Source organism: Mycobacterium nebraskense, from assembly GCF_002102255.1.
GTDB lineage: Bacteria > Actinomycetota > Actinomycetes > Mycobacteriales > Mycobacteriaceae > Mycobacterium > Mycobacterium nebraskense.
In genome coordinates, this window is the sequence record NZ_LQPH01000044.1 from 1 (window position 1) to 25,072 (window position 25,072).

General features: G+C 67.8%; 25 protein-coding genes. 17 read left to right on the forward strand and 8 right to left on the reverse strand.

Annotated features, from left to right (window positions below):
• The first annotated feature begins 200 nt into the window (after positions 1 to 200).
• On the forward strand, positions 201 to 470 hold the full coding sequence (locus AWC17_RS04955) for a DUF2277 family protein (RefSeq protein WP_046186782.1): 270 nt from the start codon (positions 201 to 203) through the stop codon (positions 468 to 470).
• A complete protein-coding gene (locus tag AWC17_RS04960) occupies positions 467 to 1,027 on the forward strand; it encodes a DUF1802 family protein (RefSeq protein ID WP_046186779.1) in 561 nt (186 codons plus the stop codon). The genes AWC17_RS04955 and AWC17_RS04960 overlap by 4 nt, the downstream gene beginning before the upstream one ends.
• On the opposite strand, the gene AWC17_RS04965 is transcribed toward AWC17_RS04960, so the two are convergent.
• Positions 986 to 2,713, reverse strand: a complete 1,728-nt coding sequence (locus tag AWC17_RS04965) for a CocE/NonD family hydrolase (RefSeq protein ID WP_085164356.1) — start codon at positions 2,711 to 2,713, stop codon at positions 986 to 988. The genes AWC17_RS04960 and AWC17_RS04965 overlap by 42 nt on opposite strands.
• A 27-nt stretch (positions 2,714 to 2,740) precedes the next feature.
• Positions 2,741 to 3,325, reverse strand: a complete 585-nt coding sequence (locus AWC17_RS04970; protein ID WP_047321738.1) for a DUF3558 domain-containing protein — start codon at positions 3,323 to 3,325, stop codon at positions 2,741 to 2,743.
• Positions 3,326 to 3,524: 199 nt separating this feature from the next.
• Here AWC17_RS04970 and AWC17_RS04975 point away from each other — a divergent pair, with 199 nt between their 5' ends.
• From AWC17_RS04975 to AWC17_RS04995, 5 genes are read left to right on the forward strand one after another with little or no spacing between them, the layout of a single operon-like run.
• Complete coding sequence (locus AWC17_RS04975) at positions 3,525 to 4,451, forward strand: metallophosphoesterase family protein (RefSeq protein WP_276038209.1); 927 nt, start codon at positions 3,525 to 3,527, stop codon at positions 4,449 to 4,451.
• Positions 4,448 to 5,128, forward strand: coding sequence for a 4'-phosphopantetheinyl transferase PptT (gene pptT, locus AWC17_RS04980; RefSeq protein ID WP_085164360.1), 681 nt, complete (start codon positions 4,448 to 4,450; stop codon positions 5,126 to 5,128). Before AWC17_RS04975 ends, pptT begins: the two co-directional genes overlap by 4 nt.
• Positions 5,125 to 6,030, forward strand: a complete 906-nt coding sequence (gene truB / locus AWC17_RS04985) for a tRNA pseudouridine(55) synthase TruB (RefSeq protein ID WP_085164362.1) — start codon at positions 5,125 to 5,127, stop codon at positions 6,028 to 6,030. Before pptT ends, truB begins: the two co-directional genes overlap by 4 nt.
• 50 nt (positions 6,031 to 6,080) lie before the next feature.
• Complete coding sequence (locus AWC17_RS04990; RefSeq protein WP_085164364.1) at positions 6,081 to 7,271, forward strand: lipid-transfer protein; 1,191 nt, start codon at positions 6,081 to 6,083, stop codon at positions 7,269 to 7,271.
• An 11-nt stretch (positions 7,272 to 7,282) separates the two neighbouring features.
• A complete protein-coding gene (locus AWC17_RS04995; protein WP_085164366.1) occupies positions 7,283 to 8,557 on the forward strand; it encodes an acyl-CoA dehydrogenase family protein in 1,275 nt (424 codons plus the stop codon).
• A gap of 19 nt (positions 8,558 to 8,576) precedes the next feature.
• Here the strand turns inward: AWC17_RS04995 and mntR are convergent, their stop codons facing one another.
• A complete protein-coding gene (mntR, locus tag AWC17_RS05000) occupies positions 8,577 to 9,269 on the reverse strand; it encodes a manganese-binding transcriptional regulator MntR (RefSeq protein WP_046183596.1) in 693 nt (230 codons plus the stop codon).
• A 101-nt stretch (positions 9,270 to 9,370) separates the two neighbouring features.
• On the opposite strand from mntR, the gene AWC17_RS05005 reads away from it, so the two are divergent.
• Complete coding sequence (locus tag AWC17_RS05005; RefSeq protein WP_046183595.1) at positions 9,371 to 10,348, forward strand: bifunctional riboflavin kinase/FAD synthetase; 978 nt, start codon at positions 9,371 to 9,373, stop codon at positions 10,346 to 10,348.
• A gap of 12 nt (positions 10,349 to 10,360) precedes the next feature.
• Here the strand turns inward: AWC17_RS05005 and AWC17_RS05010 are convergent, their stop codons facing one another.
• Together AWC17_RS05010 and AWC17_RS05015 are read right to left on the reverse strand one after the other, a co-directional pair.
• The gene (locus AWC17_RS05010) at positions 10,361 to 10,846 is read right to left on the reverse strand and encodes an SRPBCC family protein (RefSeq protein ID WP_046183594.1); all 486 of its coding nucleotides are present in this window, start codon (positions 10,844 to 10,846) and stop codon (positions 10,361 to 10,363) included.
• 3 nt (positions 10,847 to 10,849) lie between these two features.
• Positions 10,850 to 11,191, reverse strand: coding sequence for an ArsR/SmtB family transcription factor (locus tag AWC17_RS05015; protein ID WP_046183601.1), 342 nt, complete (start codon positions 11,189 to 11,191; stop codon positions 10,850 to 10,852).
• A gap of 190 nt (positions 11,192 to 11,381) precedes the next feature.
• Here AWC17_RS05015 and rpsO point away from each other — a divergent pair, with 190 nt between their 5' ends.
• The 4 genes from rpsO (at position 11,382) to AWC17_RS05035 (ending at position 16,650) form a co-directional block, all read left to right on the forward strand.
• Entirely contained in the window at positions 11,382 to 11,651 is a 270-nt protein-coding gene (rpsO, locus tag AWC17_RS05020; protein WP_003878661.1) for a 30S ribosomal protein S15, read from the forward strand.
• Positions 11,652 to 11,980: 329 nt separating this feature from the next.
• Positions 11,981 to 14,260 (forward strand): polyribonucleotide nucleotidyltransferase, encoded by a 2,280-nt coding sequence (locus tag AWC17_RS05025; protein ID WP_082122984.1) that lies wholly within the window; start codon positions 11,981 to 11,983, stop codon positions 14,258 to 14,260.
• Positions 14,238 to 15,620, forward strand: coding sequence for a M16 family metallopeptidase (locus tag AWC17_RS05030; protein ID WP_046183592.1), 1,383 nt, complete (start codon positions 14,238 to 14,240; stop codon positions 15,618 to 15,620). The genes AWC17_RS05025 and AWC17_RS05030 overlap by 23 nt, the downstream gene beginning before the upstream one ends.
• 4 nt (positions 15,621 to 15,624) lie before the next feature.
• The gene (locus AWC17_RS05035) at positions 15,625 to 16,650 is read left to right on the forward strand and encodes a nitronate monooxygenase (protein ID WP_046183591.1); all 1,026 of its coding nucleotides are present in this window, start codon (positions 15,625 to 15,627) and stop codon (positions 16,648 to 16,650) included.
• Here the strand turns inward: AWC17_RS05035 and ald are convergent.
• Entirely contained in the window at positions 16,647 to 17,762 is a 1,116-nt protein-coding gene (ald, locus tag AWC17_RS05040; RefSeq protein WP_046183590.1) for an alanine dehydrogenase, read from the reverse strand. The two genes, AWC17_RS05035 and ald, sit on opposite strands and share 4 nt — an antisense overlap.
• A gap of 98 nt (positions 17,763 to 17,860) precedes the next feature.
• On the opposite strand from ald, the gene AWC17_RS05045 reads away from it, so the two are divergent.
• Genes AWC17_RS05045 through AWC17_RS05055 form a run of 3 tightly spaced genes read left to right on the forward strand, consistent with a single transcriptional unit; the run spans position 17,861 to position 21,586 of the window.
• The gene (locus tag AWC17_RS05045; protein WP_046183600.1) at positions 17,861 to 18,322 is read left to right on the forward strand and encodes an SRPBCC family protein; all 462 of its coding nucleotides are present in this window, start codon (positions 17,861 to 17,863) and stop codon (positions 18,320 to 18,322) included.
• A 9-nt stretch (positions 18,323 to 18,331) separates the two neighbouring features.
• A complete protein-coding gene (locus AWC17_RS05050; protein WP_085164367.1) occupies positions 18,332 to 19,792 on the forward strand; it encodes a flavin-containing monooxygenase in 1,461 nt (486 codons plus the stop codon).
• A 39-nt stretch (positions 19,793 to 19,831) separates the two neighbouring features.
• Positions 19,832 to 21,586, forward strand: a complete 1,755-nt coding sequence (locus AWC17_RS05055; RefSeq protein ID WP_141224504.1) for an SDR family oxidoreductase — start codon at positions 19,832 to 19,834, stop codon at positions 21,584 to 21,586.
• On the opposite strand, the gene AWC17_RS05060 is transcribed toward AWC17_RS05055, so the two are convergent.
• Both AWC17_RS05060 and AWC17_RS05065 read right to left on the reverse strand, forming a co-directional pair.
• Positions 21,583 to 22,095, reverse strand: coding sequence for a GNAT family N-acetyltransferase (locus tag AWC17_RS05060; protein ID WP_046183587.1), 513 nt, complete (start codon positions 22,093 to 22,095; stop codon positions 21,583 to 21,585). The genes AWC17_RS05055 and AWC17_RS05060 overlap by 4 nt on opposite strands.
• Positions 22,092 to 22,667, reverse strand: a complete 576-nt coding sequence (locus tag AWC17_RS05065) for a TetR/AcrR family transcriptional regulator (RefSeq protein WP_276806786.1) — start codon at positions 22,665 to 22,667, stop codon at positions 22,092 to 22,094. The genes AWC17_RS05060 and AWC17_RS05065 overlap by 4 nt, the downstream gene beginning before the upstream one ends.
• A 173-nt stretch (positions 22,668 to 22,840) precedes the next feature.
• Between AWC17_RS05065 and AWC17_RS05070 the strand changes: the two genes are divergently transcribed.
• Together AWC17_RS05070 and AWC17_RS05075 are read left to right on the forward strand one after the other, a co-directional pair.
• Positions 22,841 to 23,848 carry an aromatic ring-hydroxylating dioxygenase subunit alpha gene (locus tag AWC17_RS05070; RefSeq protein WP_046183585.1) on the forward strand — a complete coding sequence of 336 codons (1,008 nt, stop codon included), beginning with the start codon at positions 22,841 to 22,843 and terminating at the stop codon, positions 23,846 to 23,848.
• Positions 23,845 to 24,927, forward strand: a complete 1,083-nt coding sequence (locus tag AWC17_RS05075; RefSeq protein WP_046183584.1) for an NAD(P)H-dependent amine dehydrogenase family protein — start codon at positions 23,845 to 23,847, stop codon at positions 24,925 to 24,927. Before AWC17_RS05070 ends, AWC17_RS05075 begins: the two co-directional genes overlap by 4 nt.
• Positions 24,928 to 25,072: the final 145 nt, after the last annotated feature.

A 25,072-nucleotide genomic window follows, 5' to 3' on the forward strand; every position in this document is an offset into this window, starting at 1 on the left:
GCACCGACGGTACGAGCCAAACATCAGGTGATCAGGATCCAACCACCGCAACAAGCGGCACCTCACCCTGACACTGAGATCACCGTAAAGGGTCGCGTTTCGCGGTCACAGCTGGCAGTGCGAGCGCGCTTCTCCGCGGCGGCCCGTGTGGCGAATGTGACAAGGCGCTCGCTCGGCGGGGCGCGCCTATCGTTGTGGTCATGTGTCGCAACATCACCGAGCTGCGCGGGTTGGAACCGCAGGCCACCGCTGAGGAGATCGCGGCGGCGGCGCGCCAATATGTGCGCAAGGTCAGCGGGATCACCCGACCCTCGGCGGCGAACGCCGAGGCCTTCGAGGCGGCGGTAGCCGAGGTCACGGAGACGACGACGCGGTTGTTGGCGGCGCTGCCCCCGCGGCGTCAGCCGCCCAAGACCGTCCCGCCGTTGCGCCGGCCCGAGGTGGTCGCCCGGTTGGCCGGGGCGCAATGACGCTCACCGCGACGATGCCCGCGCTCAAGGAGTGGAGCGCCGCCGTGCACGCGCTGCTGGAGGGGCGCCAGCGGGTGCTGCTGCGCAAGGGCGGCATCGGGGAAAAGCGGTTCGAGCTGGCCGCCCGCGAGTTCCTGCTGTTCCCGACGGTCGCGCACAGCCACGCGGAGCGCGTCCGGCCCGAACATCGCGATCTGCTGGAAGCGGCCGCCGTCGACAGCACCGACGATCGTTTGGTGATCCGGGCGGCCGCGAAAGTCGTTGCCGCGGTGCCGGTTAACCGGCCGGACGGCCTCGCGGCGATCGAGGACCTGCACATCTGGACCGCCGAGTCGGTGCGCGCCGACCGGCTCGACTTCCGCCCGAAACACAGGCTGGCCGTGCTGGTGGTGTCGGTGCATCCCCTGGCCGAGCGGGTGGAAATCACCCGGACGCCCGAGTACGGCGGCTGCAAAAGCTGGGTGGAGCTACCGGTGCACGCGCCATTGGCGCCGCCGGTGTGTGATGACGCCGCGCTAACCGAAGTCGCCGCCCGCGTCCGCCGCGCCGTTGGCTGACAGGTCGAGCGGTCCGACGGGCAGCAGCAGCCGGGACCGGCCATAGCGCACGGTGTGGGTGGCCGGCTCGGACTGCCGGCCCGTCAAGATCGGCTCGTCGGTGCCCAGGTTGCGCGCGTAGCGGGGAAACCAGCTGCCGGCGATCAGCACGCGGATGCGTGAGCCGGCGCGGAAGCGGTGGGCGATGCCGTCGAGCTCGACCCGGACGGTCCCCTTCGACGACTTGTTGACGGCCTGCAACCGCCGGTAGCCGTCGCTGACGTTCTTCGACCGGCCCCTGGCGTCAACCTCGCTCACCCGGACGAACAGGTCGACGTTCGGATTGTCCGCGCCGTGCGCCAGCTCGACGACCGGGCTTCCGTAGATGCACAGGTCGTGGGTGAGGGTGAGGCTGGTGAAGGCCAGCACGTCGTCGCGCGACGCGAGCCGGCTGTCGTTGCGGTAGCCGCCGTTCGGTGACAGCAACGGTCCGCCGGTGGTGGGTGTCGGGTCGGCGGGGTCGTAGCGGAAGGTCGCCGGCGCCAACCGCTTCGGGTCCGTCGGCGCGGTCTCACCCAGGTGGCCACCGGGCCGCAGATACAGCGCGCGCTCGGTGGTGGCGGGCGGCCAGTCGGCCACGTTGCGCCAGGCCTGACCCTTATCCGAGCCAGTGACGCAGACGCGGACCCGGCTGGGCCGGCGCGGGGCCGCGCCACCAAGGTGGGTGTCCAGCCAGTCCAGCGATTCCCGCATGCAGGTGCCCAGCCCGGTGATGAGCAGCTGAGTGTGCGTCCAGGGGCCCATGGTGAGCGCGACGTCGACGCCCCGGCCGCGCAGATGCCCGTACTGCTGCAGCGTCTGTCTGACGAAGATGTCCTGCCAACCGCCGATCAGGAGCACGGGCACGTCGACGCGGTCCAGCGCGTCGCCGCAGCGCAGCGCGTCCCAGAACGAATCGCTCGGGTCGGTGTGCTCGACCCACGACTCGAACCACGGCGCGCCGGCACCGAGCAGCGCTCGGGCCGTGTCGCCCACCGGCAACCCGAGGGCCGCCTGGGTCACACTGCGGCGGTTCTGCAGCTGGCGCAGCGCCGATCGGGCACGCACCGGGTCCTCCTGGTGGGCAACCATGTCGCTCCAGCCCAGGAAGTCGTTGATCGCGAACGAGCCGGTGCCCCACACCGAGGCGTTGAAATCGTGCGGCCCCACGGTGATGACGGACGCGGCCAGCTCCGGCGGGGGATCCTGCAGCAGCGCCCACTGGGTGAACCCGAGGTACGACAGTCCGATGGTGGCGAAGCGGCCGGTGAACCAGGGCTGCTCGCGCAGCCAGGCCACCGTGTCGGCGCCGTCGGCGGCCTCGTTGGCCATCGGCTCGAAGTCCCCGCCCGACCCGAAGGTGCCGCGGACGCTCTGCAGCACGACGTGGTAGCCGCGCGCCGCGTACAGCCCGCCGAACAGCAGGGAGAACGGAAAGGCGCGCCCGTAGGGCCCCCTGGCCAGCAGGGTGCCGGCGGGGGAGGCGGTATTCGGTGCGTAGTGATCGGCCACCAGGTCGACCCCGTCGCGCATCGGCACCCGGACCCGTTCCACGGTGTAATCGGTGGTCGCCATCGGCAGGCCCAGCAGCCGGCCGACGGCTTTGCCGCTGAGGTGTCGCAGGGTGTGCAGCGTGGGCTGGGCGGTTCGCGTCGAGGTGATACTCACGGTGCCCAGGTTAAGGCCCGAACGACCTCAGAACTTGTAGTAAGGCGCGAGGTCGTTGGCCCGCTGCAAGTTGGTGGACATGCAATCCACCTCGGGATTGGAGTAAACGGTCGAGTAGTAGAGCGCCTGCTGCAGGACGCCGTAGCCGGTCTTGAACACGACCATGCAGGAGTAATACCAGTAGCTGTTGTGATACGTCGGCTTGAGCACCCAGTACTGCGCGGCGCGGTGGCCTGCGATGGTGGTCTCGACGGCGTCGGGGGGCAGCGTCTCCTCGTAGGTGCGCCAGATGATGGGCTCGACGGCCAGCTGATAGTTACCCGCGTCGAAGTGGCAGCGCAGGCCGTCTTCGTGCTCGGGCGGTGTGAACGCCAGCCCGAGCCGCTGCAGGGCATCGAACGGGATGTCCTCGCACGCGTCGAATGGCCGCGGGTCGGTGGTCGCCACGATCGGGCTCTTCATGGTGGTTTCCATCGGCGCCGCGGTCGAGCGCAGCTCGACGCGCCCGCCGCCCGTCGGCCCCGGCGAGGCACCCTGCCACCCCACTGTGCCTGCTATGGCCGCTGCGACCAGGGCACCGACCGCCCCGATCAGACGCACCTTGGCGAACACGAAACCCCCCTGACGGCTCGGCGCTCCTTGCGGGGAGTGTACAAGTCGCGTCGGCGCGGTCACAGGGAAACAAGAATACGTTCTAATGCCACGAGCAAGGTGCCGGGCCTCAACCGGCCCAGACTGCGGGTTATTAGGCTGGTTAATCGTGGCTGGTCAAAATGCGGGGCACGAATCGACCGATGGGGGGCAACCCACGCTGTGGGCGGTCTCCGACCTGCACACCGGCCACCTCGGCAACAAGCCGGTCACCGAATCGCTGCACCCGTCCTCGCCGGACGATTGGCTGATCGTCGCCGGCGACGTCGCCGAGCGCACCGACGACATCCGTTGGGCCCTTGACCTGCTGCGCCGTCGATTCGCCAAGGTGATCTGGGTCCCCGGCAACCATGAGCTGTGGACCACGACGCGGGATCCGGTACAGATCTTCGGGAAGGCCCGGTACGACTACCTGGTCAACATGTGCGACGAAATGGGCATCGTCACGCCCGAGCATCCCTTCCCGGTGTGGACCGAGCGCGGCGGCCCGGCGACGATCGTGCCGATGTTTCTGCTCTACGACTACAGCTTCTTGCCCGAGGGCGCGGCCAGCAAAGCCGAAGGCCTGACCATCGCGCGGGAGCGCAACGTGGTCGCCACCGACGAATTCCTGCTCTCGTCGGAGCCGTATCCCACGCGGGACGCCTGGTGCCGGGAGCGGCTCGCCGCCACGCGGTCGCGCCTCGAGCAACTCGACTGGATGACCCCGACCGTTCTGGTGAACCATTTCCCGCTGGTCCGCGAGCCCTGCGACGCGCTGTTCTACCCGGAGTTCTCGCTGTGGTGCGGGACCACCAAGACGGCCGACTGGCACACCCGCTACAACGCCGTCTGTTCGGTCTACGGTCACCTGCACATTCCGCGCACCACCTGGTACGACGACGTGCGCTTCGAGGAAGTGTCGGTGGGTTACCCGCGGGAGTGGCGGCGCCGCAAGCCGCACAGCTGGCTGCGCCAGGTGTTGCCCGATCCGCAATACGCGCCCGGATACCTCAACGACTTCGGCGGCCACTTCGAGATCACTCCCGAGATGCGGCAACAGGCCGCGCAGTTCCGGGAACGGTTGCGGCAGCGGCAGTCCCGATGACCGAGCAGATGCTGGTCTCCTCGGTGCTACCCGACGAGGACGACCTGGCCTACTCCGAGCTGTACTCCGACCCGCCCGACCTGGCCCCGCTGCCCGAAGAGGAACCGCTGATCGCCAAGTCGGTCGACAAGCGTCGCCACGAGTTCATCACCGTCCGGCACTGCGCGCGCGTCGCGATGGGCGAGCTCGGCCTGCCGCCGGTGCCGATCCTCAAGGGCGAGAAGGGCGAACCGTGCTGGCCCGACGGCGTGGTGGGCAGCCTCACCCACTGCACGGGCTATCGCGGCGCGGTCGTAGGCCGCACCGAAGCGCTGCGCTCGGTGGGCATCGACGCCGAACCGCACGACGTGTTGCCGGACGGCGTGCTGAACGCGATCAGCCTGCCCGAGGAGCGACACGAGATGGCGTCGTTGCCCGCGGGCCTGCATTGGGATCGGATCCTGTTCTGCGCCAAGGAAGCAACGTACAAGGCCTGGTTCCCGTTGACAAAGCGCTGGCTGGGTTTCGAGGACGCCCACGTCGTGTTCGACCTCGACCCGCCCGACGGGAGCACCACCGGGGTGTTCGTATCCAAGATCCTGATCGACGGGCGGGCCCTCGATGGCCCACCGCTGACCGCGCTGAGGGGCCGGTGGTCGGTCGAGCGCGGGCTGGTGCTGACCGCCATCGTGCTATGAGCTCACACCCCAGCGGCCCGGGCCCTGGTCCAGGTTTGGTCGTCATCGACAAGCCGGCCGGGATGACCAGTCACGACGTGGTGGGGCGCTGCCGCCGTATCTTCTCCACCCGGAGGGTGGGGCACGCGGGGACGCTGGACCCGATGGCCACCGGTGTGCTGGTGATCGGCGTCGACCGCGCCACCAAGATTCTCGGCCTGTTGACGGCGGCCTCCAAGTCGTACGCCGCCACCATCCGGCTCGGCCAGACCACCTCCACCGAGGACGCCGAAGGGGAAGTGCTGCACAGCGTCTCGGCCGCGCACCTGACGCGCGAGGCGATCGCCGGCGCGGTCGCCGGCCTGCGCGGCGACATCGAGCAGGTGCCGTCGGCGGTCAGCGCGATCAAGGTGGACGGGCGACGCGCCTATCGGCTGGTTCGCGAGGGCCAGACCGTCGAACTCGAGGCCAGGCCGGTACGCATCGATCGGTTCGAGGTGCTCGACGTTCGGTCCGACGGCCAGTTCGTCGACGTGGACGTGGAGGTCGACTGCTCGTCAGGAACCTACGTTCGCGCGCTGGCCCGCGACGTCGGCGCCGCGCTCGGGGTGGGCGGGCATCTGACGGCGCTGCGGCGCACCCGCGTCGGCCGCTTCACCCTGGAGCAGGCCCGCTCGCTCGACGACCTGGCCGAGCGGCCCGGCCTGTCGCTGACCCTGGACGAGGCGTGCCTGCTGATCTTTCCGCGGCGCGACCTGACCGCCGAAGAGGCCGAGGCGACGGCCAACGGACGGCCGCTGTCGCCGGCCGGCATCGATGGCGTCTACGCCGCCTGCGACGCCGACGGCCGGGTGATTGCGCTGCTGCGTGACGAGGGCCCGCGGACCAAGTCGGTGGTAGTGATCCGCCCGGCAACGCTCTAGGAATAGGCTGGGGCGCGGATCGTCTCAAGCCTGTCTGGAAGGTGTTCGCTATGTCCAACAAGGTGTATGTCGTCGGCGTCGGCATGACGAAATTCGAGAAGCCGGGCCGCCGGGAGGGCTGGGACTACCCGGACATGGCGCGCGAGTCCGGGACCAACGCCCTGGCCGATGCGCGTGTGGACTACCGCGAGGTGCAGCAGGGCTACGTCGGCTACGTCGCCGGCGATTCCACGTCCGGCCAGCGCGCGCTCTACGAGCTGGGCATGACCGGGATTCCGATCGTCAACGTCAACAACAACTGCTCGACCGGCTCGACCGCTCTGTTCCTGGCGGCCCAGGCCATCCGCGGCGGGATCGTCGACTGCGCCATCGCGCTCGGATTCGAGAAGATGCAACCCGGCTCGCTGGGTGGGGGCGCCCAGGACCGCGAATCGCCGATGGGCAAACACGTCAAGGCGATGGCCGAGATCGACGAGTTCGCGATGCCCGTCGCGCCCTGGATGTTCGGCGCCGCCGGTCGTGAGCACATGAGGCAATACGGCAGCACCGCAGAGCATTTCGCCAAGATCGGCTACAAGAACCACAAGCACTCCGTCAACAACCCATTCGCTCAGTTCCAGGAGTCCTACACGCTCGACGACATCCTGGCGGCGCGGATGATCTCCGACCCGCTGACCAAGTTGCAGTGCTCGCCGACGTCCGACGGTTCCGGCGCGGCGATCCTGGCCTCGGAGAGCTTCGTCGACAGCCACGGGCTGGCCGGGCAGGCCGTGGAGATCGTCGGTCAGGCCATGACGACCGACTTCGCGTCGACCTTCGACGGAAGCGCCAAAAACCTGATCGGGTACGACATGAATGTCCAAGCGGCGCAACAGGTCTACGACCAGTCCGGGTTGGGCCCCGAAGACTTCCAGGTGATCGAGCTGCACGACTGCTTCTCCGCCAACGAACTGCTGCTGTACGAGGCGCTGGGGCTGTGCGCCCCGGGCGAGGCGCCCAAGCTGATCGACAACGGCGACACGACCTACGGCGGGCGCTGGGTGGTCAACCCGTCGGGCGGCCTGATCTCGAAGGGTCATCCGCTGGGCGCGACCGGGTTGGCGCAGTGCGCCGAGCTGACGTGGCAGCTGCGGGGGTCCGCCGACAAGCGTCAGGTCGACAACGTCAGCGCCGCACTGCAACACAACATCGGGCTGGGTGGCGCGGCCGTCGTCACCGCCTACCAGCGCGCCGAGCGCTGACCGGCGCGCCCATGATCGAGTGGTCCGACGCGGACCTGATGGTTCGCGACGCCGTCCGTCAGTTCATCGACAAAGAGATTCGTCCGCACCTTGACGAGTTGGAAACCGGCGCGATGTCGCCGTATCCGATCGCGCGCAAGCTCTTCAGCCAGTTCGGGCTCGACGCGATGGCCGCCGAATCGGTCAAATCGATGCTGGAGCGCGAGCGGGCCCGCGAGCGAGGCAAGGAAGCGGGCGAGGCGGACAGCGAAAAGCCGGACGGCGCAGGCGGTTCCGGCGGGATGGCCGCCCAGGCGTCGATGGTCGCCATGATGGTCTCCGAGCTGGCCGGGGTGAGCATCGGATTGTTGAGCACCGTCTCGGTCAGCCTGGGCCTGGGCGCGACGACCATCATGAGTCGCGGCACGCTGGCCCAGAAGGAACGCTGGCTGCCCGGGCTGATGACGCTGGAGAAGATCGCGGCGTGGGCCATCACCGAGCCGGACTCCGGCTCGGACGCGTTCGGCGGCATGAAGACCCACGTCAAACGCGACGGTGACGACTACATCCTCAACGGGCAGAAGACGTTCATCACCAACGGGCCCTACGCCGACGTCCTGGTGGTGTACGCCAAGCTCGACGACGGCGACGCTGCCCCGGACAACAAGGTGGACAAGCGCAACCGGCCGGTGTTGGTTTTCGTCCTCGACTCCGGCATGCCGGGCCTGACGCAGGGCAAGCCGTTCAAGAAGATGGGCATGATGTCCTCGCCGACGGGCGAATTGTTCTTCGACAACGTGCGGCTGGGTCGCGACCGGCTGCTGGGGGAGAGCGAACAGCACGCCGGCGGGGACGGCCGCGACAGCGCGCGCGACAATTTCGCCGCCGAGCGGATCGGGATCGCGATGATGGCGCTGGGCATCATCAACGAATGTCACCGGCTGTGCGTGGATTACGCCAAGACGCGCACGCTGTGGGGCAAGAACATCGGGCAGTTCCAGCTGATCCAGCTCAAGCTGGCCAAGATGGAGATCGCCCGGATGAACGTGCAGAACATGGTGTTTCACACGATCGAGCGGCAGCGGGCGGGCAAACCGCTGACGCTGGCCGAGGCATCGGCGATCAAGCTGTACTCGTCGGAGGTGGCCACCGACGTCGCGATGGAGGCCGTCCAGCTGTTCGGCGGCAACGGCTACATGGCCGAATACCGGGTGGAACAGCTCGCCCGCGACGCGAAGTCACTGATGATCTACGCCGGCAGCAACGAGGTTCAGGTCACCCACATCGCCAAGGGCTTGCTGAGCTAGCGGGCGCCACCGCGGCGGCTCAGCCTACCACCCAGATCGCCCGGGCCGCCGGGCTGCCCAGGTCGACCGTCGTCTCCGCGCCGTCGCCCGACTCGATCGCCACCGAGATCATGCCGGCGAACTCCCGACGGGTCAGGACCCGCAGCCGCGAATCGAGGTTGATCCCGACGTCGGCGAAATAGCGCAGCATCTCCGGGTCGGCGTCGGAGATGCGGGCCACGGTGCCGGTGTCTCCGTCGTCGCACGCCCACAGCTGACGCGCCGGCGGGGTGGGCACCTGGCCGTCCGATGCGGGGATCGGGTCCCCGTGCGGGTCGCGTTGCGGGAACCCCAGCTTGGCGTCGATGCGGGCCACCAGCCGGTCCGACACTGCGTGCTCGAGCACCTCGGCCTCGTCGTGCACCTCGTCCCAGCCGTAACCGAGCTCGTTGACCAGGAAGGTCTCCAGCAGCCGATGCCGGCGCACCATCGCAAGCGCCGCCCGCCGGCCCGCTTCGGTCAGGGTCACGGCGCCGTATTTCTCGTGGTCGACCAGGCCCTGCTCGGCGAGTTTGCGGATCGACTCCGAGGCCGTACTGGCCGAGACCCCGATCTTCTCGGCCAGCATCTTCGTGCTGACCTTCTCCAGCGACCACTCCTGGGCATTCCAGATGACCTTGAGGTAGTCCTGGCCGACCGCGGTGAGACCGCCACGCTCTTCGTCAGCCCTCACAACCAGAAAGTTTAGGCAACCCAAGCCTGATCGTGTGCTCCCCGACACCTTCGCGCGTGCGGATCTCCCGGCGGATCGCCGCGAGCCGTAGGCTTGCGGTCGTGCAGCGGTGGCGCGGCCAAGACGAGATTCCCACGGACTGGGGCAGATGCGTGCTCACCATCGGGGTGTTCGACGGTGTGCACCGGGGCCACGCCGAGATCATCGCGCATGCGGTGAAGGCGGGGCGCGCCCGCAACGTACCGACCGTGTTGATGACCTTCGACCCGCACCCGATGGAAGTGGTCTATCCGGGCAGCCACCCCGCGCAGCTGACGACGTTGACGCGGCGCGCCGAGTTGGTCGAGGAGATGGGCATCGACGTCTTCCTGGTGATGCCGTTCACCAGCGACTTCATGAAGCTGACACCGGAGCGCTACGTCCACGAGCTGCTGGTGGAGCACCTGCACGTGGTGGAGGTCGTGGTGGGCGAGAATTTCACGTTCGGCAAGAAGGCGACCGGCAACGTCGACACGCTGCGGCGCGCCGGCGAGCGATTCGGCTTCGCGGTGGAGTCGATATCGCTGCTCACCGAGCACATGAGCAACGAGACCGTGACGTACTCCTCCACCTACATCCGGTCCTGCGTGGATGCCGGTGACGTGGTGGCGGCCATGGAGGCGCTGGGCCGTCCGCACCGCGTCGAGGGTGTCGTCGTCCGGGGCGAGGGGCGGGGCATGGAGCTGGGATTCCCAACCGCCAACGTGGCGCCGCCGATGTATTCGGCGATCCCGGCCGACGGCGTGTATGCCGCCTGGTTCACCCTGCTCGGGCACGGACCGGTGACCGGCACCGTCGTCCCGGGCGAGCGCTATCAGGCCGCGGTGTCCGTCGGCACCAACCCGACCTTCTCCGGACGCACTCGCACCGTCGAGGCCTTCGTCTTGGACACCACCGCCGACCTCTACGGCCAGTACGTGGCGTTGGACTTCGTCGCACGCATCCGCGGACAGCGCACGTTCGGCTCGGTGCCCGATCTGGTCGAGGCGATGGGCAAGGACACCGACCGGGCCCGCACGATGCTCTCGGCGCAGGACTGATTCGCCGCAGTTTCAGGAAGCAACCAGCTCGTCGATCTGATTGATGGCCGAAGAGGCGCCCTCGACCACGCCCATGTCCAACACCTGCTGAAGCGCCTCGGCGGACTCGAAGGTGCTCACGTAGGTCGCGCGAGTACCGCCGTCGTGCTCGGCGAAGGTGTACACGTTCACCGAGACCGGCAGGCCGGGGTTGGGGTTGAAGTCCAGGTCGGCGAAGCCGTCGAGGAAGGAGAAGCTCGTCGGCGCGTCAACGGCCGTGATGTCCCAGTATCCGGCGTACTTGTCGCCGTCCGGGCCGGTCATGAAGTACGTCGTGCGACTTCCGGGCGTGAGGCTGTGGTCGACTACGGTCGCCGGATGGGACGGCGGTCCCCACACCTTCTCCAGCTGGCGCGGGTCGGCGTAGACCTGCCAGATCCGGTCCACCGGTGCGGCGAAGTCCGCGGTGATGGTCAGCGTCAGGTTGTCAGGATCGTGCTGTACGCCGGTCACGGGCATGGTTCAGTCCTCCTTGGTTGAGTCGGATGCGATGAGTTCGTCGATGCGCGCGATGCGACCGCGCCAGACCTGTTCCAACTCGGTGAGCATGGCGGCCACCGACCGCACGGCCGTCACGTCACCGCTGGCCAACTGCTCGCGACCGCTTCGGCGTTTGGTGATCAGGCCGGCCTTCTCCAGCACGACGACGTGCTTCTGCACCGCTGCAAAGCTCATGTCGTACTTCAGTGCGAGCGTGGAAACCGAGTGTTCCCCGGCCAGCGCCCGGCGCATGATGTCGCGCCGGGTTCGGTCGGCGAGCGCGTGGAACAGGGCGTCAGCCCGGTCTTCCTGATCGACGGTCACGCGCTGATCTACGGTCACGCGATAAACCTACAACCGAATGGTTGTAGGTTTACAAGTGGTGTGGTGCTGGCCTGCGATTTCGGCGGACATCACCGCCGCTGATAGACTCGCCCCCCGATACGACGTGTGCTGCAGTCCGCGGCGGGCACGTACGAGATTTTTCGCGGCACCGATTGATGGAGATGTTTTCGTGGCGCTGACCGCCGAGCAGAAAAAGGAAATCCTGGGCACCTACGGCCTGCATGACACCGACACCGGTTCCCCGGAGGCGCAGGTCGCGCTGCTGACCAAGCGGATCGCCGACCTGACCGAGCACCTGAAGGTGCACAAGCACGACCACCACTCCCGGCGGGGCCTGCTCCTGCTGGTCGGGCGCCGCCGCAGGCTGCTCAAGTACGTCGCCCAGATCGACGTGGAGCGGTACCGCTCGCTGGTCGAGCGCCTGGGGCTGCGCCGCTGACCCGGGCGGGAACACCCCCACCGGCCCTACTGCGGGCTAAGTCCGCCCGTGTAGAGTGGGAGCGTTCTGGGCCGGGTTCGGCCCGAACAAACGGTACGGTCGCGCAGATCCGCGTGCGCCGTTCCAGCGTGTCACAACGGGAGTAGCCCAGTCTGTCTCGGGCGGTCTTCGGTAGTGGCTGCCGGGCTCTCTGGATCTGGGGCAGGTCGGCCGCTTCGATCGATGGCCGTAGCCGCATTCAGACTCTTTCCTCTCCTTAGGAAGCTCTCGGGTTACTTGCCTGTGACGACGCGAAAAAGCTGAATACCAGAGAGGCCGTACGGACACCCATGTCTGTCGCTGAAATTGAAGAAGGCGTGTTCGAGGCAACCGCCACCATCGACAACGGGAGCTTCGGCACCCGCACCATCCGTTTTGAGACCGGCCGGCTGGCCCAACAGGCCGCCGGTGCCGTCGTCGCCTACCTCGACGACGAGAACATGTTGCTGTCGGCGACCACCGCCAGCAAGAACCCGAAGGAACACTTCGACTTCTTCCCGCTGACCATCGACGTCGAAGAGCGGATGTACGCCGCGGGCCGCATCCCGGGCTCGTTCTTCCGCCGCGAGGGCCGGCCGTCCACCGACGCCGTCCTGACCTGCCGGCTGATCGACCGCCCGCTGCGCCCGTCGTTCGTCAGTGGGCTGCGCAACGAGATCCAGGTCGTCGTGACGATCATGAGTCTGGACCCCAACGACCTTTACGACGTGCTGGCCATCAACGCCGCGTCGGCGTCCACCCAGATTTCCGGCCTGCCGTTCTCCGGCCCGGTCGGCGGTGTGCGGGTGGCGCTGATCGACGGCACCTGGGTCGCGTTCCCCACCGTGGAGCAGCTCGAGCGTGCCGTGTTCGACATGGTCGTGGCCGGCCGCATCGTCGAGCACGACGGCAAGCCCGACAGTAAACCCGACGTCGCCATCATGATGGTCGAGGCCGAGGCCACCGAGAACGTCATCGAGCTCGTCGAGGGCGGCGCACAGGCGCCGACCGAAAGCGTTGTCGCCGAAGGTCTGGAGGCGGCCAAGCCGTTCATCGCCGTGCTGTGCACCGCCCAGCAGGAGCTGGCCGACGCGGCCGCCAAGCCCACCGGTGACTACCCGGTGTTCCCCGAGTACCAGGACGACGTGTACTACTCGGTCGCCTCGGTGGCCACCGACGAGCTGGCCAAGGCGCTGACCATCGGCGGCAAGGCCGAGCGCGACCAGCGCACCGACGAGCTGAAGGCCGAGGTGCTGGCGCGGCTCGCCGACACCTACGAGGGCCGGGAGAAGGAGGTCAGCGCCGCGTTCCGCTCGCTGACGAAGAAGCTGGTCCGGCAGCGCATCCTGACCGACCACTTCCGCATCGACGGCCGGGGCATCACCGACATTCGCGCGCTATCGGCCGAGGTCGCCGTGGTGCCGCGGGCGCACGGCAGCGCGCTGTTCGAGCGCGGCGAAACCCAGATCCTGGGCGTGACCACGCTGGACATGGTCAAGATGGCCCAACAGATCGACTCGCTGGGACCGGAAACCTCCAAGCGCTACATGCACCACTACAACTTCCCGCCGTACTCCACCGGCGAGACCGGCCGGGTCGGTTCGCCCAAACGGCGTGAGATCGGGCATGGCGCGCTCGCCGAGCGGGCCCTGATCCCGGTGCTGCCCAGCGTCGAGGAGTTCCCGTACGCCATCCGCCAGGTGTCCGAAGCGCTGGGTTCCAACGGCTCGACGTCGATGGGATCCGTGTGCGCCTCCACGCTGGCGTTGCTCAACGCCGGTGTGCCGCTCAAGGCGCCGGTCGCCGGCATCGCGATGGGGCTGGTCTCCGACGATGTCGAGGTAGACGGCAAGACTGAGCGCCGCTTCGTCACGTTGACCGACATCCTCGGTGCCGAGGACGCGTTCGGCGACATGGACTTCAAGTGCGCCGGCACCAAGGACTACGTCACCGCCCTGCAGCTGGACACCAAGCTGGACGGGATTCCGTCCCAGGTGCTGGCGGGTGCACTGTCCCAGGCCAAGGACGCCCGCCTGACCATCCTCGAGGTCATGGCCGAGGCCATCAGCGCGCCCGACGAGATGAGCCCCTACGCGCCGCGGGTGACCACCATCAAGGTCCCGGTGGACAAGATCGGTGAGGTCATCGGGCCCAAGGGCAAGGTCATCAACGCCATCACCGAGGAGACCGGCGCGCAGATCTCCATCGAGGACGACGGCACCGTGTTCGTCGGCGCCACCGACGGGCCGTCGGCGCAGGCCGCGATCGACCGGATCAACGCCATCGCCAACCCGCAGCTGCCGACCGTGGGCGAGCGGTTCCTCGGAACCGTGGTCAAGACAACCGATTTCGGCGCCTTCGTGTCGCTGTTGCCGGGACGCGACGGCCTGGTCCACATCTCCAAGCTCGGCAGGGGCAAGCGCATCGCAAAGGTTGAAGACGTCGTCAACGTCGGCGACAAACTGCGGGTCGAGATCGCCGATATCGACAAGCGCGGCAAGATCTCCCTCGTCTTGGTCGAGGAAGACAGCGCCGCCCCAGCCGACGCCCCGGCGGCCGCGCCTGCCGATGCCGCGACCGCCAGCAACTGACTTACCCCGGCCGCGGCCGACTCGTGCGGGCGCTCTGCGCCGGGGTAAGCAGATCGCCGAGGCGGAACCGGACCGCCAATCCGCACTGCGCCGCAGCACGCTTCCGGGCGGCCTGCGGGTCGTCACCGAGTACCTGCCGTCGGTGCGTTCGGCGTCCGTCGGGGTATGGGTCGGCGTCGGATCGCGCGACGAGGGCGCCACCGTGGCGGGGGCGGCGCACTTCCTCGAGCATCTGCTGTTCAAGTCGACGCCCACCCGGAGCGCCGTGGATATCGCGCAGGCGGTGGACGCCGTCGGCGGGGAGCTGAACGCCTTCACCGCCAAGGAGCACACCTGCTACTACGCGCACGTGCTGGACAGCGACCTGGCGCTGGCCGTCGACCTGGTGGCCGACGTGGTGCTCAACGGTCGCTGCGCCGCCGAAGACGTCGAGCTGGAACGCGACGTGGTGCTCGAAGAGATCGCGATGCGCGACGACGACCCCGAGGACGCGCTGGGGGACATGTTCCTGGGCGCGATGTTCGGTGACCACCCGGTGGGCCGCCCGGTGATCGGCACGGCGCGGTCGGTGTCGTCGATGACCCGGACCCAACTGCACTCCTTTCACGTGCGGCGCTACACGCCGGAACGCATGGTGGTGGCGGTGGCCGGCAATGTCGACCATGACGAGGTGGTCGCGCTGGTGCGTGAGCACTTCGGGGCGCATCTGGTCCGCGGGCGCCGGCACATCGCCCCGCGCAAGGGCGCCGGACGGGTGACCGGGCGGCCCCGTTTGATGCTGGGTAACCGGGACGCCGAGCAGACCCACGTCTCGCTGGGCGTGCGCACTCCCGGGCGTAGCTGGCCGCATCGCTGGGCGCTGTCGGTGCTGCACAGTGCGCTGGGCGGGGGCCTGAGTTCCCGCTTGTTCCAAGAGGTTCGCGAATTGCGCGGGCTGGCCTACTCGGTCTACTCGACGGTGGACATCTTTGCCGACAGCGGCGCGCTGTCCGTCTATGCCGCCTGCCAGCCCGAGCGGTTCGCCGAGGTGATGCAGGTGACCAACGAGGTCCTCGAGTCGGTGGCCCGCGACGGCATCACCGAGGCGGAGTGCCGGATCGCCAAGGGGTCGTTGCGCGGCGGGCTCGTCCTCGGCTTGGAGGATTCCAGCTCCCGGATGAGCCGTCTGGGCCGCAACGAACTGAACTACGGCGAGCACCGCAGCATCGAGCACACCCTGCGGAAGATCGACCAAGTGACCGTCGAGGAGGTCAACGCGGTTGCCCACCGGCTGCTGAACCAACCCTACGGCGCCGCGATCCTGGGTCCGTATGCCTCCAAACGGTCACTGCCCCAACAACTTCGGGCGATGGTAAATTAGCTCCGTGGTACTGGGTTTTTGGGACATCATGGTGCCCATCGTGGGCGCGCCGATGGCCGGCGGACCGGGCACGCCCCAACTGGCCGCGGCGGTGTCCAACGCGGGTGGGCTCGGCTTCGTCCCCGGCGGCCACCAAAGTGCGGAGCGGTTCGCCGAGGACATCGCCGCCGCGCGCGCAGCCACCACCGGCCCGCTGGGGGTCAACCTGTTCGTGCCCCAACCCAGCGTCGCCGACTGGGTGGCGCTGGACTACTACGCCGAAGAACTCGAAGAGATCGCCGACTACTACCAGGTCGAGGTCGGTCACCCGCAATACGGTGACGACGACGACTGGGAGCGCAAGCTCGAGGTGGTGGCCGACGTGCGGCCCGAGCTGGTGTCGTTCACCTTCGGGGTTCCGCCGCCCGACGTCATCCGTCGGCTGGGTGCGCTGGGCCTGCTGGTGATGGTCACGGTGACGTCGGCGTACGAGGCCGGAGTGGCCGTCGCCGCCGGGGCGGACAGCCTGATCGTTCAAGGCCCGGACGCGGGCGGGCACCGGGGCACGTTCGCGCCCGACATGGAACCCGGTAACGAATCGCTGCACCACCTGATCGATCGCATCCGCCATGCGCATGAGGTCCCCGTCGTCGCGGCGGGCGGCCTGGGCACCGCCCGGGACGTCGCCGCCGTGCTGCGCCGGGGCGCGGTGGCCGCACAGGTCGGCACCGCGCTGCTGCTCAGCGACGAAGCGGGCACCAGCACCGCGCACCGCACCGCCCTGAAAAATCCGGTCTTCGGAACCACCGTCGTCACGCGCGCCTTCTCGGGCCGCTACGCGCGCGGCCTGGAGAACAACTTCACCCGCCTGCTCGACAACGTGGCGCCGCTGGGCTACCCGGAGGTCAACCAGATGACCACCCCGATCCGGGAGGCGGCGGCCGCCATGGAGGACCCGAACGGCATACCGCTGTGGGCAGGGACCTCGTTCAAGGAGGCCCAAGCCGGGCCGGCGGCCGACATCATCGCCGGCCTCGTGGAAACGGACTAGGCCAGGACGCTCACCGGATCGGTGAACGGCAGACCCAGGTCGGCGGCCACCCGTTCGGACAGCAGCCCTCCGTCGTGCGTCGAAAGGCCTTTCGCCAGAGCCGGATCCGACCGGCACGCCGCCTGCCAGCCATGGTCGGCCAGTTGGAGCACGTAGGGCATCGTCGCGTTGGTCAGCGCCACGGTCGATGTCTTGGGCACCGCGCTGGGCATGTTCGCCACGCAGTAGAACTGCGTGGCGTGCACGGCGAACGTCGGGTCATCGTGGGTGGTGGGCCGCGAATCCGCGAAGCAGCCGCCCTGGTCGATGGAGATGTCAACCAGCACCGCACCCGGCTTCATCTGCGCGACAAGCGAATTCGAGACGAGCTCCGGGGCCTTGCCGCCCGGCAACAGGACCGCCCCGATCAGCAGGTCGGCACGCGTGATGGTGCCCTCCAGCTCGTACGCCGACGAGTAGCGCGTGCGGACCTGTCCGCCGAACTCCGCGTCGAGCAGCCGGAGTTTGCTGATGTTGACGTCGAGAACCGTCACGCTCGCGCCCATGCCGTTGGCGACCCTCGCGGCGTTGTACCCGGCCGTACCCGCGCCGATCACCACGACGTCGGCGGGTTTGACGCCCGGGACCCCGCCCATCAACACACCGCGCCCGCCGTGGGTCCGCATCAGATGGTAGGCGCCGACCTGCGCCGACAGCCGGCCGGCCACCTCGCTCATCGGAGCCAGCAACGGGAGGGTGCCGTCGGCGGCCTGCACGGTCTCATAGGCGATTGACGTTGTGCCGGAAGCCAATAGCGCTTCGGTGCAGGAGCGAGAGGCGGCCAGGTGTAGATAGGTGAACAGCACCTGAGGCCGCCGCAGGAGGCCGTATTCGGCCGGAATCGGTTCCTTCACCTTGAGCAGCAGGTCGGCCTCGGCCCACACCTGATCGGCCGAGCCGGCCAATTGGGCGCCCGCCGCCTTGAACTCCTCGTCGGGGATGGACGACCCCTCGCCGGCACCGGCCTGGACGAGCACCTCGTGACCGCGGCGGGTCAGTTCGGCGACGCCGGCGGCCGTGATGGCCACCCTGAACTCGTTGACCTTGGTCTCGGTCGGTACGCCGACTCGCATGGTTGCCCCTTGCTTTGGAAGGTTCGACCTCAAGTGTGGAGAAAGTTCGGATGGGCCGCAATCGAGGTGAGACCACGGGCGCTGGCTATGATCGGCGAATGACTGACTCGTGCGTGACGGAAACCGTTCAGGTCGACGCCCGCCCCGACGTCGTGTATCGGCTGATCACCGACCTGCCCACGCTGGCCTCGTTGGCCGAGGAGGCGGTGGCGATGGAGTGGTGCAAAGGCGATGCCGCCCGCCCCGGGGCGGTGTTCACCGGCCACAACGAAAGTGGCAAACGACGCTGGAGCACCAAGTGCACGGTGACCGACGCGGAACCGGGTCGCCTCTTCGCGTTCGATGTGCGGCACACCGTCGTCCCGATCGCGCGCTGGCAATACGACATCGTGGCGGCCGACGGTGGTTGCCGGGTCACCGAAAGCACCTGGGACCGCAGGCCCGGCTGGTTCCGCAAGCTCGCCGGCAAGGCCACCGGTGTTCCAGATCGCGTCGCCGCCAACACCGAACACATCCGGCTCACCCTGCAGCGCCTCAAACAGCGCGCCGAGTCCGAGTAGCCGGCGACCATGCGACGCGATCCCGCCGTAGCCGTCGTCGGAGCGGGCATGTCGGGGCTGTGTCTCGCAATTGCTCTGCTGCGCAGCGGGATAACCGATGTCACCATCTACGAGAAGGCCGATGAGGTCGGCGGGACGTGGCGCGAAAACACCTATCCCGGCCTGGTCTGTGACATCCCGTCGCGCGTCTACCAGTACACGTTCGCCCAAAACCCAAACTGGTCGCACCTTTTCTCGCCCGGCGGCGAGATCCAGGCCTATTTCCGCGACGTCGCCGACCGCTTCGGGCTGCGCGACCGCATCCGGTTCGGTACCGAAATCGTCAGCGCGCGTTTCGAGGGCGGCCTCTGGACGTTGCGCACGGACGCCGGCGAGGAGTCGAGCGTCGACTTCCTGATCTGCGCCACCGGCGTACTGCATCACCCGCGCCTGCCGTCCATCCCCGGTCTCAATGACTTCGGCGGACACGCCTTTCACTCGGCGCGGTGGGATCATTCCGTCGAGCTGCGCGGCCGGCGGATCGCCATCATCGGCAACGGGTCGACGGGAGTGCAGCTCGTGTGCGGCCTGACCGGCGTGGCGGCCCGCGTCATGCTGTTCCAGCGCACCGCGCAGTGGGTGCTTCGACTGCCCAACCCCCGATACAGCAGGCTCACCAACATCACCCACAACAGGTTCGGCTGGCTCGACCGGATGGCCTACCGCTGCTACAGCTTCGGCTACGACCTCTTCGCCGCCGGGCTCACCAAGCCGGGCCTGCGCCGAAAGATCATGGGAGCGCTGTGCCGCGCCAGCCTGCGCGAGGTCCGCGACCCCGAGTTGCGCCGGGCACTGACCCCCGACTACACGCCGATGTGCAAACGGTTGGTGATGTCCAATAGCTTCTACCGCGCCATCCAGCGCGACGACGTCGAACTGGTCACCGCCGTCATCGACCACGTGGAGCGGCGTGGCATCGTGACCGACGACGGCGTCCTACACGAGGCGGACATCATCGTGCTCGCCACCGGATTCGACACCCACGCGTTCTTTAGGCCGATGCAGCTGATCGGCCGCAACGGCATCACCGCCGACGATGTGTGGCGCGACGGTCCGCGCGCCTACCAGACCGTGGCGCTACCGGGCTTCCCGAACTTCTTCATGATGCTGGGTCCGCACAGCCCGGTCGGCAACCTCGCGCTGACAACCGTCGCCGAATCGCAGGCCGACCACATACTGCGGTGGATTCAACGTTGGCGGCGTGGCGAATTCGACACGGTGGAGCCGACATGGCCGGCGACCGAGAACTTCAACGCCAAGCTGCGTGCCGCGATGCCCGACACGGTGTGGACCACCGGTTGTCAGAGCTGGTACCTGAACAAGGACGGGGTGCCCGAGGTGTGGCCATTCACGCCGGGCGAACATCGCGCCATGCTGGCGAACACCGATCTCGGGCAGTACGACCTGCGCCGACACGTCGCCGCCGGCTGACGACCGCGTCCTATACCGGCCGATGCCAGGGGGGCCACCATATTGAACGTCACCGCCACCGACGGCGTCAGCCTGGCCGTGCACCGGTATACCGAGATCGATCCTGCGCGCCCAACCGTCCTGGCAATTCACGGCTTTCCCGATAACCACCACGTCTGGGACGGCGTAGCCCAGGAAATGAGCACGCTCGGTAGGCGCTACAACTTCGTCGCCTACGACGTTCGGGGTGCTGGCGAATCGTCGCGTCCCGCAGGGCGATCCGGGTATGCGTTCGCGCAGCTGGTGTCCGATATCGGTGCGGTGATCGACAGCCTCGGCGTCGAACGGGTCCACCTGCTGGGCCACGACTGGGGATCGATCCAGGCATGGGCTGCCGTCACCGACGACACGGTGATGGGCAAAGTCGGCTCCTTCACCTCGATTTCAGGTCCGCACCTGCAGTACGCGGGGGCGTTTCTGCGGTCGGCCCGACGGCCGCGCGCTGTGGCCCAGGTGGCCAGGCAGCTGCTGGCGTCGGGCTACATCGGCTTCTTCCTCAGCCCGGGGGTGCCGGAGCTGGCGTTTCGGTCCAGGATCGGTGTGAAAGTCGTTGAAGCGCTTGAGCGCATAGGCCGCTCGAGCACGCTCAGCCAACGCCACGACACGACGCGCTCCATCACCGACTACCTCAATGGGCTCAACCTGTATCGGGAGAACATGCCCGCCCCGATCCTGTCGCCGGGTCCGCAGCTGCCCACCACGACCGTCGCGGTTCAGGTGCTGGTTCCGCGCAGGGACGTCTTCGTGACGCCGGCGCTGCAGCGCTTCACCGGCGCAATTCCCGCCGGCGGCAGGGTGGTTTCGATCGAAGGCGGCCACTGGGTGGTGACCTCGCGGCCGGATGTCATCGCCCGGCTGACCGCCGAATGGGTCGACCGGAATGCCGGCGGCGAGCCCGGCGCGGGCGTGCCCACGGTGCGCGGCGGACCGCGCGAGGTGCGCGGCAAACTCGCCCTGGTCACCGGAGCGGGCGCCGGCATCGGCAGGGCCACCGCGGTGGAACTGGCCCGCCACGGCGCCGGCAAGATGGTGATCGTCGATCGCGATCTGGCCGCGGCCAAGGTGACCGCGGATGCCGTTCGGGCCGCGTGCGCCGAGGCCGCGGTGTACCAGGTCGACGTCAGCGACGAAGCCGCGATGAATCGCCTTGCCGCCCAAGTCCGTAACGAGCACGGCGTGGTGGACATCCTGGTGAACAACGCCGGCATCGGGATGGCGGGCCGGTTCCTGGAGACGAGCCCGGCCAACTGGGAAGACATCCTGGGGGTCAACGTGCGCGGCGTGATCTCAGGCAGCAGGGCATTCGGGGCGCAGATGGTCGAGCGCGGCGAGGGCGGGACGATCATCAACATGGCGTCGGCGGCGGCGTACCTGCCGTCGAAATCCATGGTCGCCTACAGCACCACCAAGGCGGCGGTCCTGGCGCTGAGCGAATCGTTACGGGCCGACTTCGCCGACGAGGGCATCACCGTCACCGCCGTGTGTCCGGGGTTCGTCAACACCAACATCGCGAAGAACACCATCTATGCCGGGATGACCGCGGAACAGCAAGAGCGGGCCCGGGAGAAGGCCGACAAGGCTTACCGGCGCCGCAACTTCACACCGGAGGCGACCGCCAGGGCGATCGTGAAGGCCATCGGGACCGGGCCGCCCGTGCTGCCGGTCGCCGCGGAGTCCTGGGTGGGCTACGCGATGCGGCGCATCAGCCCGTCGATGGTCCGATTGTTCGCGCGCTTCGACATTCGTCAAAGCTAACGCCGGCTGAGCCGGTAGCCCAGATGGGCGACCTTGACACCTGGCAGTGGCTCCCAGTCCAGGGTGCGGCCGTCGACGCGAAAGTCGTTCTTCTCGTAAAAGATCCGCGCTTGCGCGTTGCGTTCTGCGCACCACAAGACGACGTCGCCCGGAGGGCTTTCGGTCAGAGCCGTGGCGAGCAGGCGGCCTCCGACGCCGCGCCGTTGGCATTCCGCCGCTATGTACAGCGAGTCGAGTTCGACCTGCTCGGGATTCGCGGGGTCCGGCCCGAAGATGGTCATTCCGATTGTCCGGGAACAGGATTCCGCGACCCACATGCTCCAGTTGCGGCATTGCAGGATTCGCGGGTACGCCAGTATGGCCCAGCGTCGCGGTGATCCGAGGACGTCGAGCGTCGGGTCCGGCAGTATGCCGGCCCAAGACCGCCGCCAGACCGGATAGTGCATCTCGGCGACGTTCACCAGATCGCTCGGTCCGGCCTGGCGGATCGTGATGTCGCCGTTCGTCACGGGCAGGATTGCTCCAGGTAGGCCGCCAGCGCGTTGGTCAGGCCCTGCCGCGCCATATCCAGGTCGGCGTACGAGCCGAGCTGACGCTCGGACACCAGCCCGCGCATCGCGCCCGGGATCAGGGCGGCCACCTCCCGCACCCGACCCGGGTCGACGTCCAGACCGGCGAAGGCGTTCTGGCAGGTCTCCAACCAGCTCTTGCCCCAAGAGAACAGCTCGGCGGCGGTGCGCGGGAACAGGCGCTCGAGTTCGTCGGGGTCGCGGGGGAGCGCCGCTCGCAGGTTCTCGATCGCGCGGGAATCCGGCGACGCCAACCCGCTGTAGAGGGTGTCGATGATGGCGCCGACCCGCTCGCGCAGGGGCGCGTCCGGTGAGATCGGTGTCGACAGCGTCGAGAAGGTCGCGGCGCGCCGTTCGGCGGTGCGGTGCAGCACCGCCGCCCAGAACCCGTCGGTGTCGCCGAACTGGTACTGCACGGCGCCCCAGGTGGCGCCGATGTCCTTGGCGATGCGATTGGCTGACACCGAGCCCTGGTCACCGGAGGCCAGCGACTTTAGCGCGGCTTCGAGCATGCTCTCGCGCGTGGCGTTGCCGCGCCGGTTGGGGCGCCGGTTCGCGGTTCCGGCCCCGCTGACCTGCCGAGTCATCTACCGAGCCTATCGCGCAGGGTGCCAAAAGTTTCATAGAGGGCACTTTTATTCTTGGGGCGCCCCGCCTATCATTTCTTCTCAAGGAGGGATCCCGCATGGCTAAGCCGCCGCTGTCGATGAAACCAACCGGCTGGTTCCAGGTCGCCTGGTCCGACGAGATCGGTATGGGCGACGTGCACAAAATGAAGTACTTCGACCAGGAGATGGTCGCGTGGCGGGCCGAGTCCGGACAGCTCACCGTGATGAACGCCTACTGCGAACACCTTGGCGCGCATCTGGGTTACGGCGGCAAGGTCGTCGGCGAGGTGCTGCAGTGCCCGTTCCATGGGTGGCAGTGGAGTCAGGAGGGCCGCAACGTCCGCATTCCCTACCAGGATCGACCCAACCGAGGTCGGCGCATCCGCACCTACCCCGTGGTGGAACGCAACGAGTCGGTCTACATCTGGCACGACGTCGAGCGCCGCGAGCCGTACTTCGACGCGCCGGACGTGTTCGGCGCGTTCGGCGACGGCAGCAACGCGGACGACTACTACCCCCAGCAGCGGCTGTACCGGCAGACCCTGGAGCTGCATCCGCAGTACGTGCTTGAAAACGGCGTCGACTTCGCACATTTCAAGTTCGTGCACAACACGCCCATCGTGCCGGTGTTCACCCGCCACGACTTCGCCGAGCCGGTGTCGTTCGTCGACTTCACCATCACGTTCGAAGGTGACGACGGGCAGAAGATCGAGGACGTCAACAGCGGCGTCGAGGCCATCAACGGCGGTCTGGGCATCGCGGTGACCAAGAGCTGGGGGATGATCGACAACCGCACCATCTCCGCGGTCACCCCGGTCGACGAGTTCACCTCCGATGTCCGGTTCATGGTCTACATCGGTCGCAAGCCGGCCAAGGACCCGGCCCGCGCCGAGGTCAAGGCGGCCGAGTTCGGCCGCGAAGTGATCCGGCAGTTCGAGCAGGACATCGAGATCTGGCAACACCAGCGCTACTCGGACCCGCCGGCGCTGGCCCCCGACGAGTACGAGGGCTTCACCGCAATCCGCACGTGGGCCAAGCAGTTCTACCCCGAGGCATTCGCATCGCAGGAAGGCTCAATGCAATGAGTACCGCACCTATCCGCGTCTTCCAGGTGGCCACCGGAAACGTCGGCTCGGAGATGATCAAGCGGATCGCCACCCAGCCCGACCTCGAACTCGTTGGCGTGCACTGCTATTCGCCGGAGAAGATCGGTAAGGACGCGGGCGAGCTCGCCGGCGTGGCTCCCAACGGCGTGAAGGCCACCGGCAGCATCGAGGAGATCATCGCCGCCAAGCCGGACGTGCTCACCTTCCACGGCGTGTTCCCCGACGAGGACCTCTACGTCAAAGTGCTTGAGGCGGGCATCAATATCGTCACCACGGCCGACTGGATCACCGGCTGGCACCGCGACAAGAACCATCCGCATCCGTCGGGCAAGCCGGTGAGCCGGCTGCTGGCCGAGGCTTGCGAAAAGGGTGGCGCGACGTTCTACGGGACCGGAATGAACCCGGGCCTGAACCAGATACTGGGCGTGGTGTGTTCGGCCGACGTCGCCGATATCGAGAACGTCACCACCATCGAGTCCGTCGACGTGTCATGCCACCACTCCAAGGACACCTGGATCGAGGTGGGCTACGGCCAGCCGGTCGACGATCCGGAGATCCCGTCCAAGCTGGAGAAGTACACCCGCGTCTTCGCCGACAGCGTGCTGATGATGGCCGATTGCTTCGACCTGACCCTCGACGAGGTGAAGTTCAGCTACGAGCTGGGCGCCTGCACCAAGGATGTGGACCTGGGCTGGTACACGCTGCCCAAGGGCTCGCTGGGCGGCAACTACATCAAGTACCAGGGCATGGTGGACGGGGTCCCCCGGGTCGAGACGCACCTGGAGTGGCAGATGACCCCGCACACCGATCCGAGCTGGAACATCAAGGGCTGCTACATCACCCAGATCAAGGGCGACCCGTGCATCTACAACAAGCACATGATCTTCCCCAAGGCCGGCGTGGACCTGTCCAACCCGGACAACTTCGCCTCCATCGGCATGACCGTCACCGGCATGCCCGCGCTGGCCTCGATCAAGTCGGTGGTGGCGGCGCCGCCGGGACTCATCACCAGCGCCGACCTGCCGCTTCGCGGGTTCGCCGGGCGGTTCAAAATTTAAGCGCGGGTCAAGGATCCGCGAGGCGTTCCGGGTGGTGGCAATCATTAGTGCGCTGCCCGCGGTCTAAGCCGAAGTTCCCCCTGATGTGTTGACGGGTGGGTGTTGACCTGCGGTTTTGGGTTGTCTACTGACTACATGTAGCCCA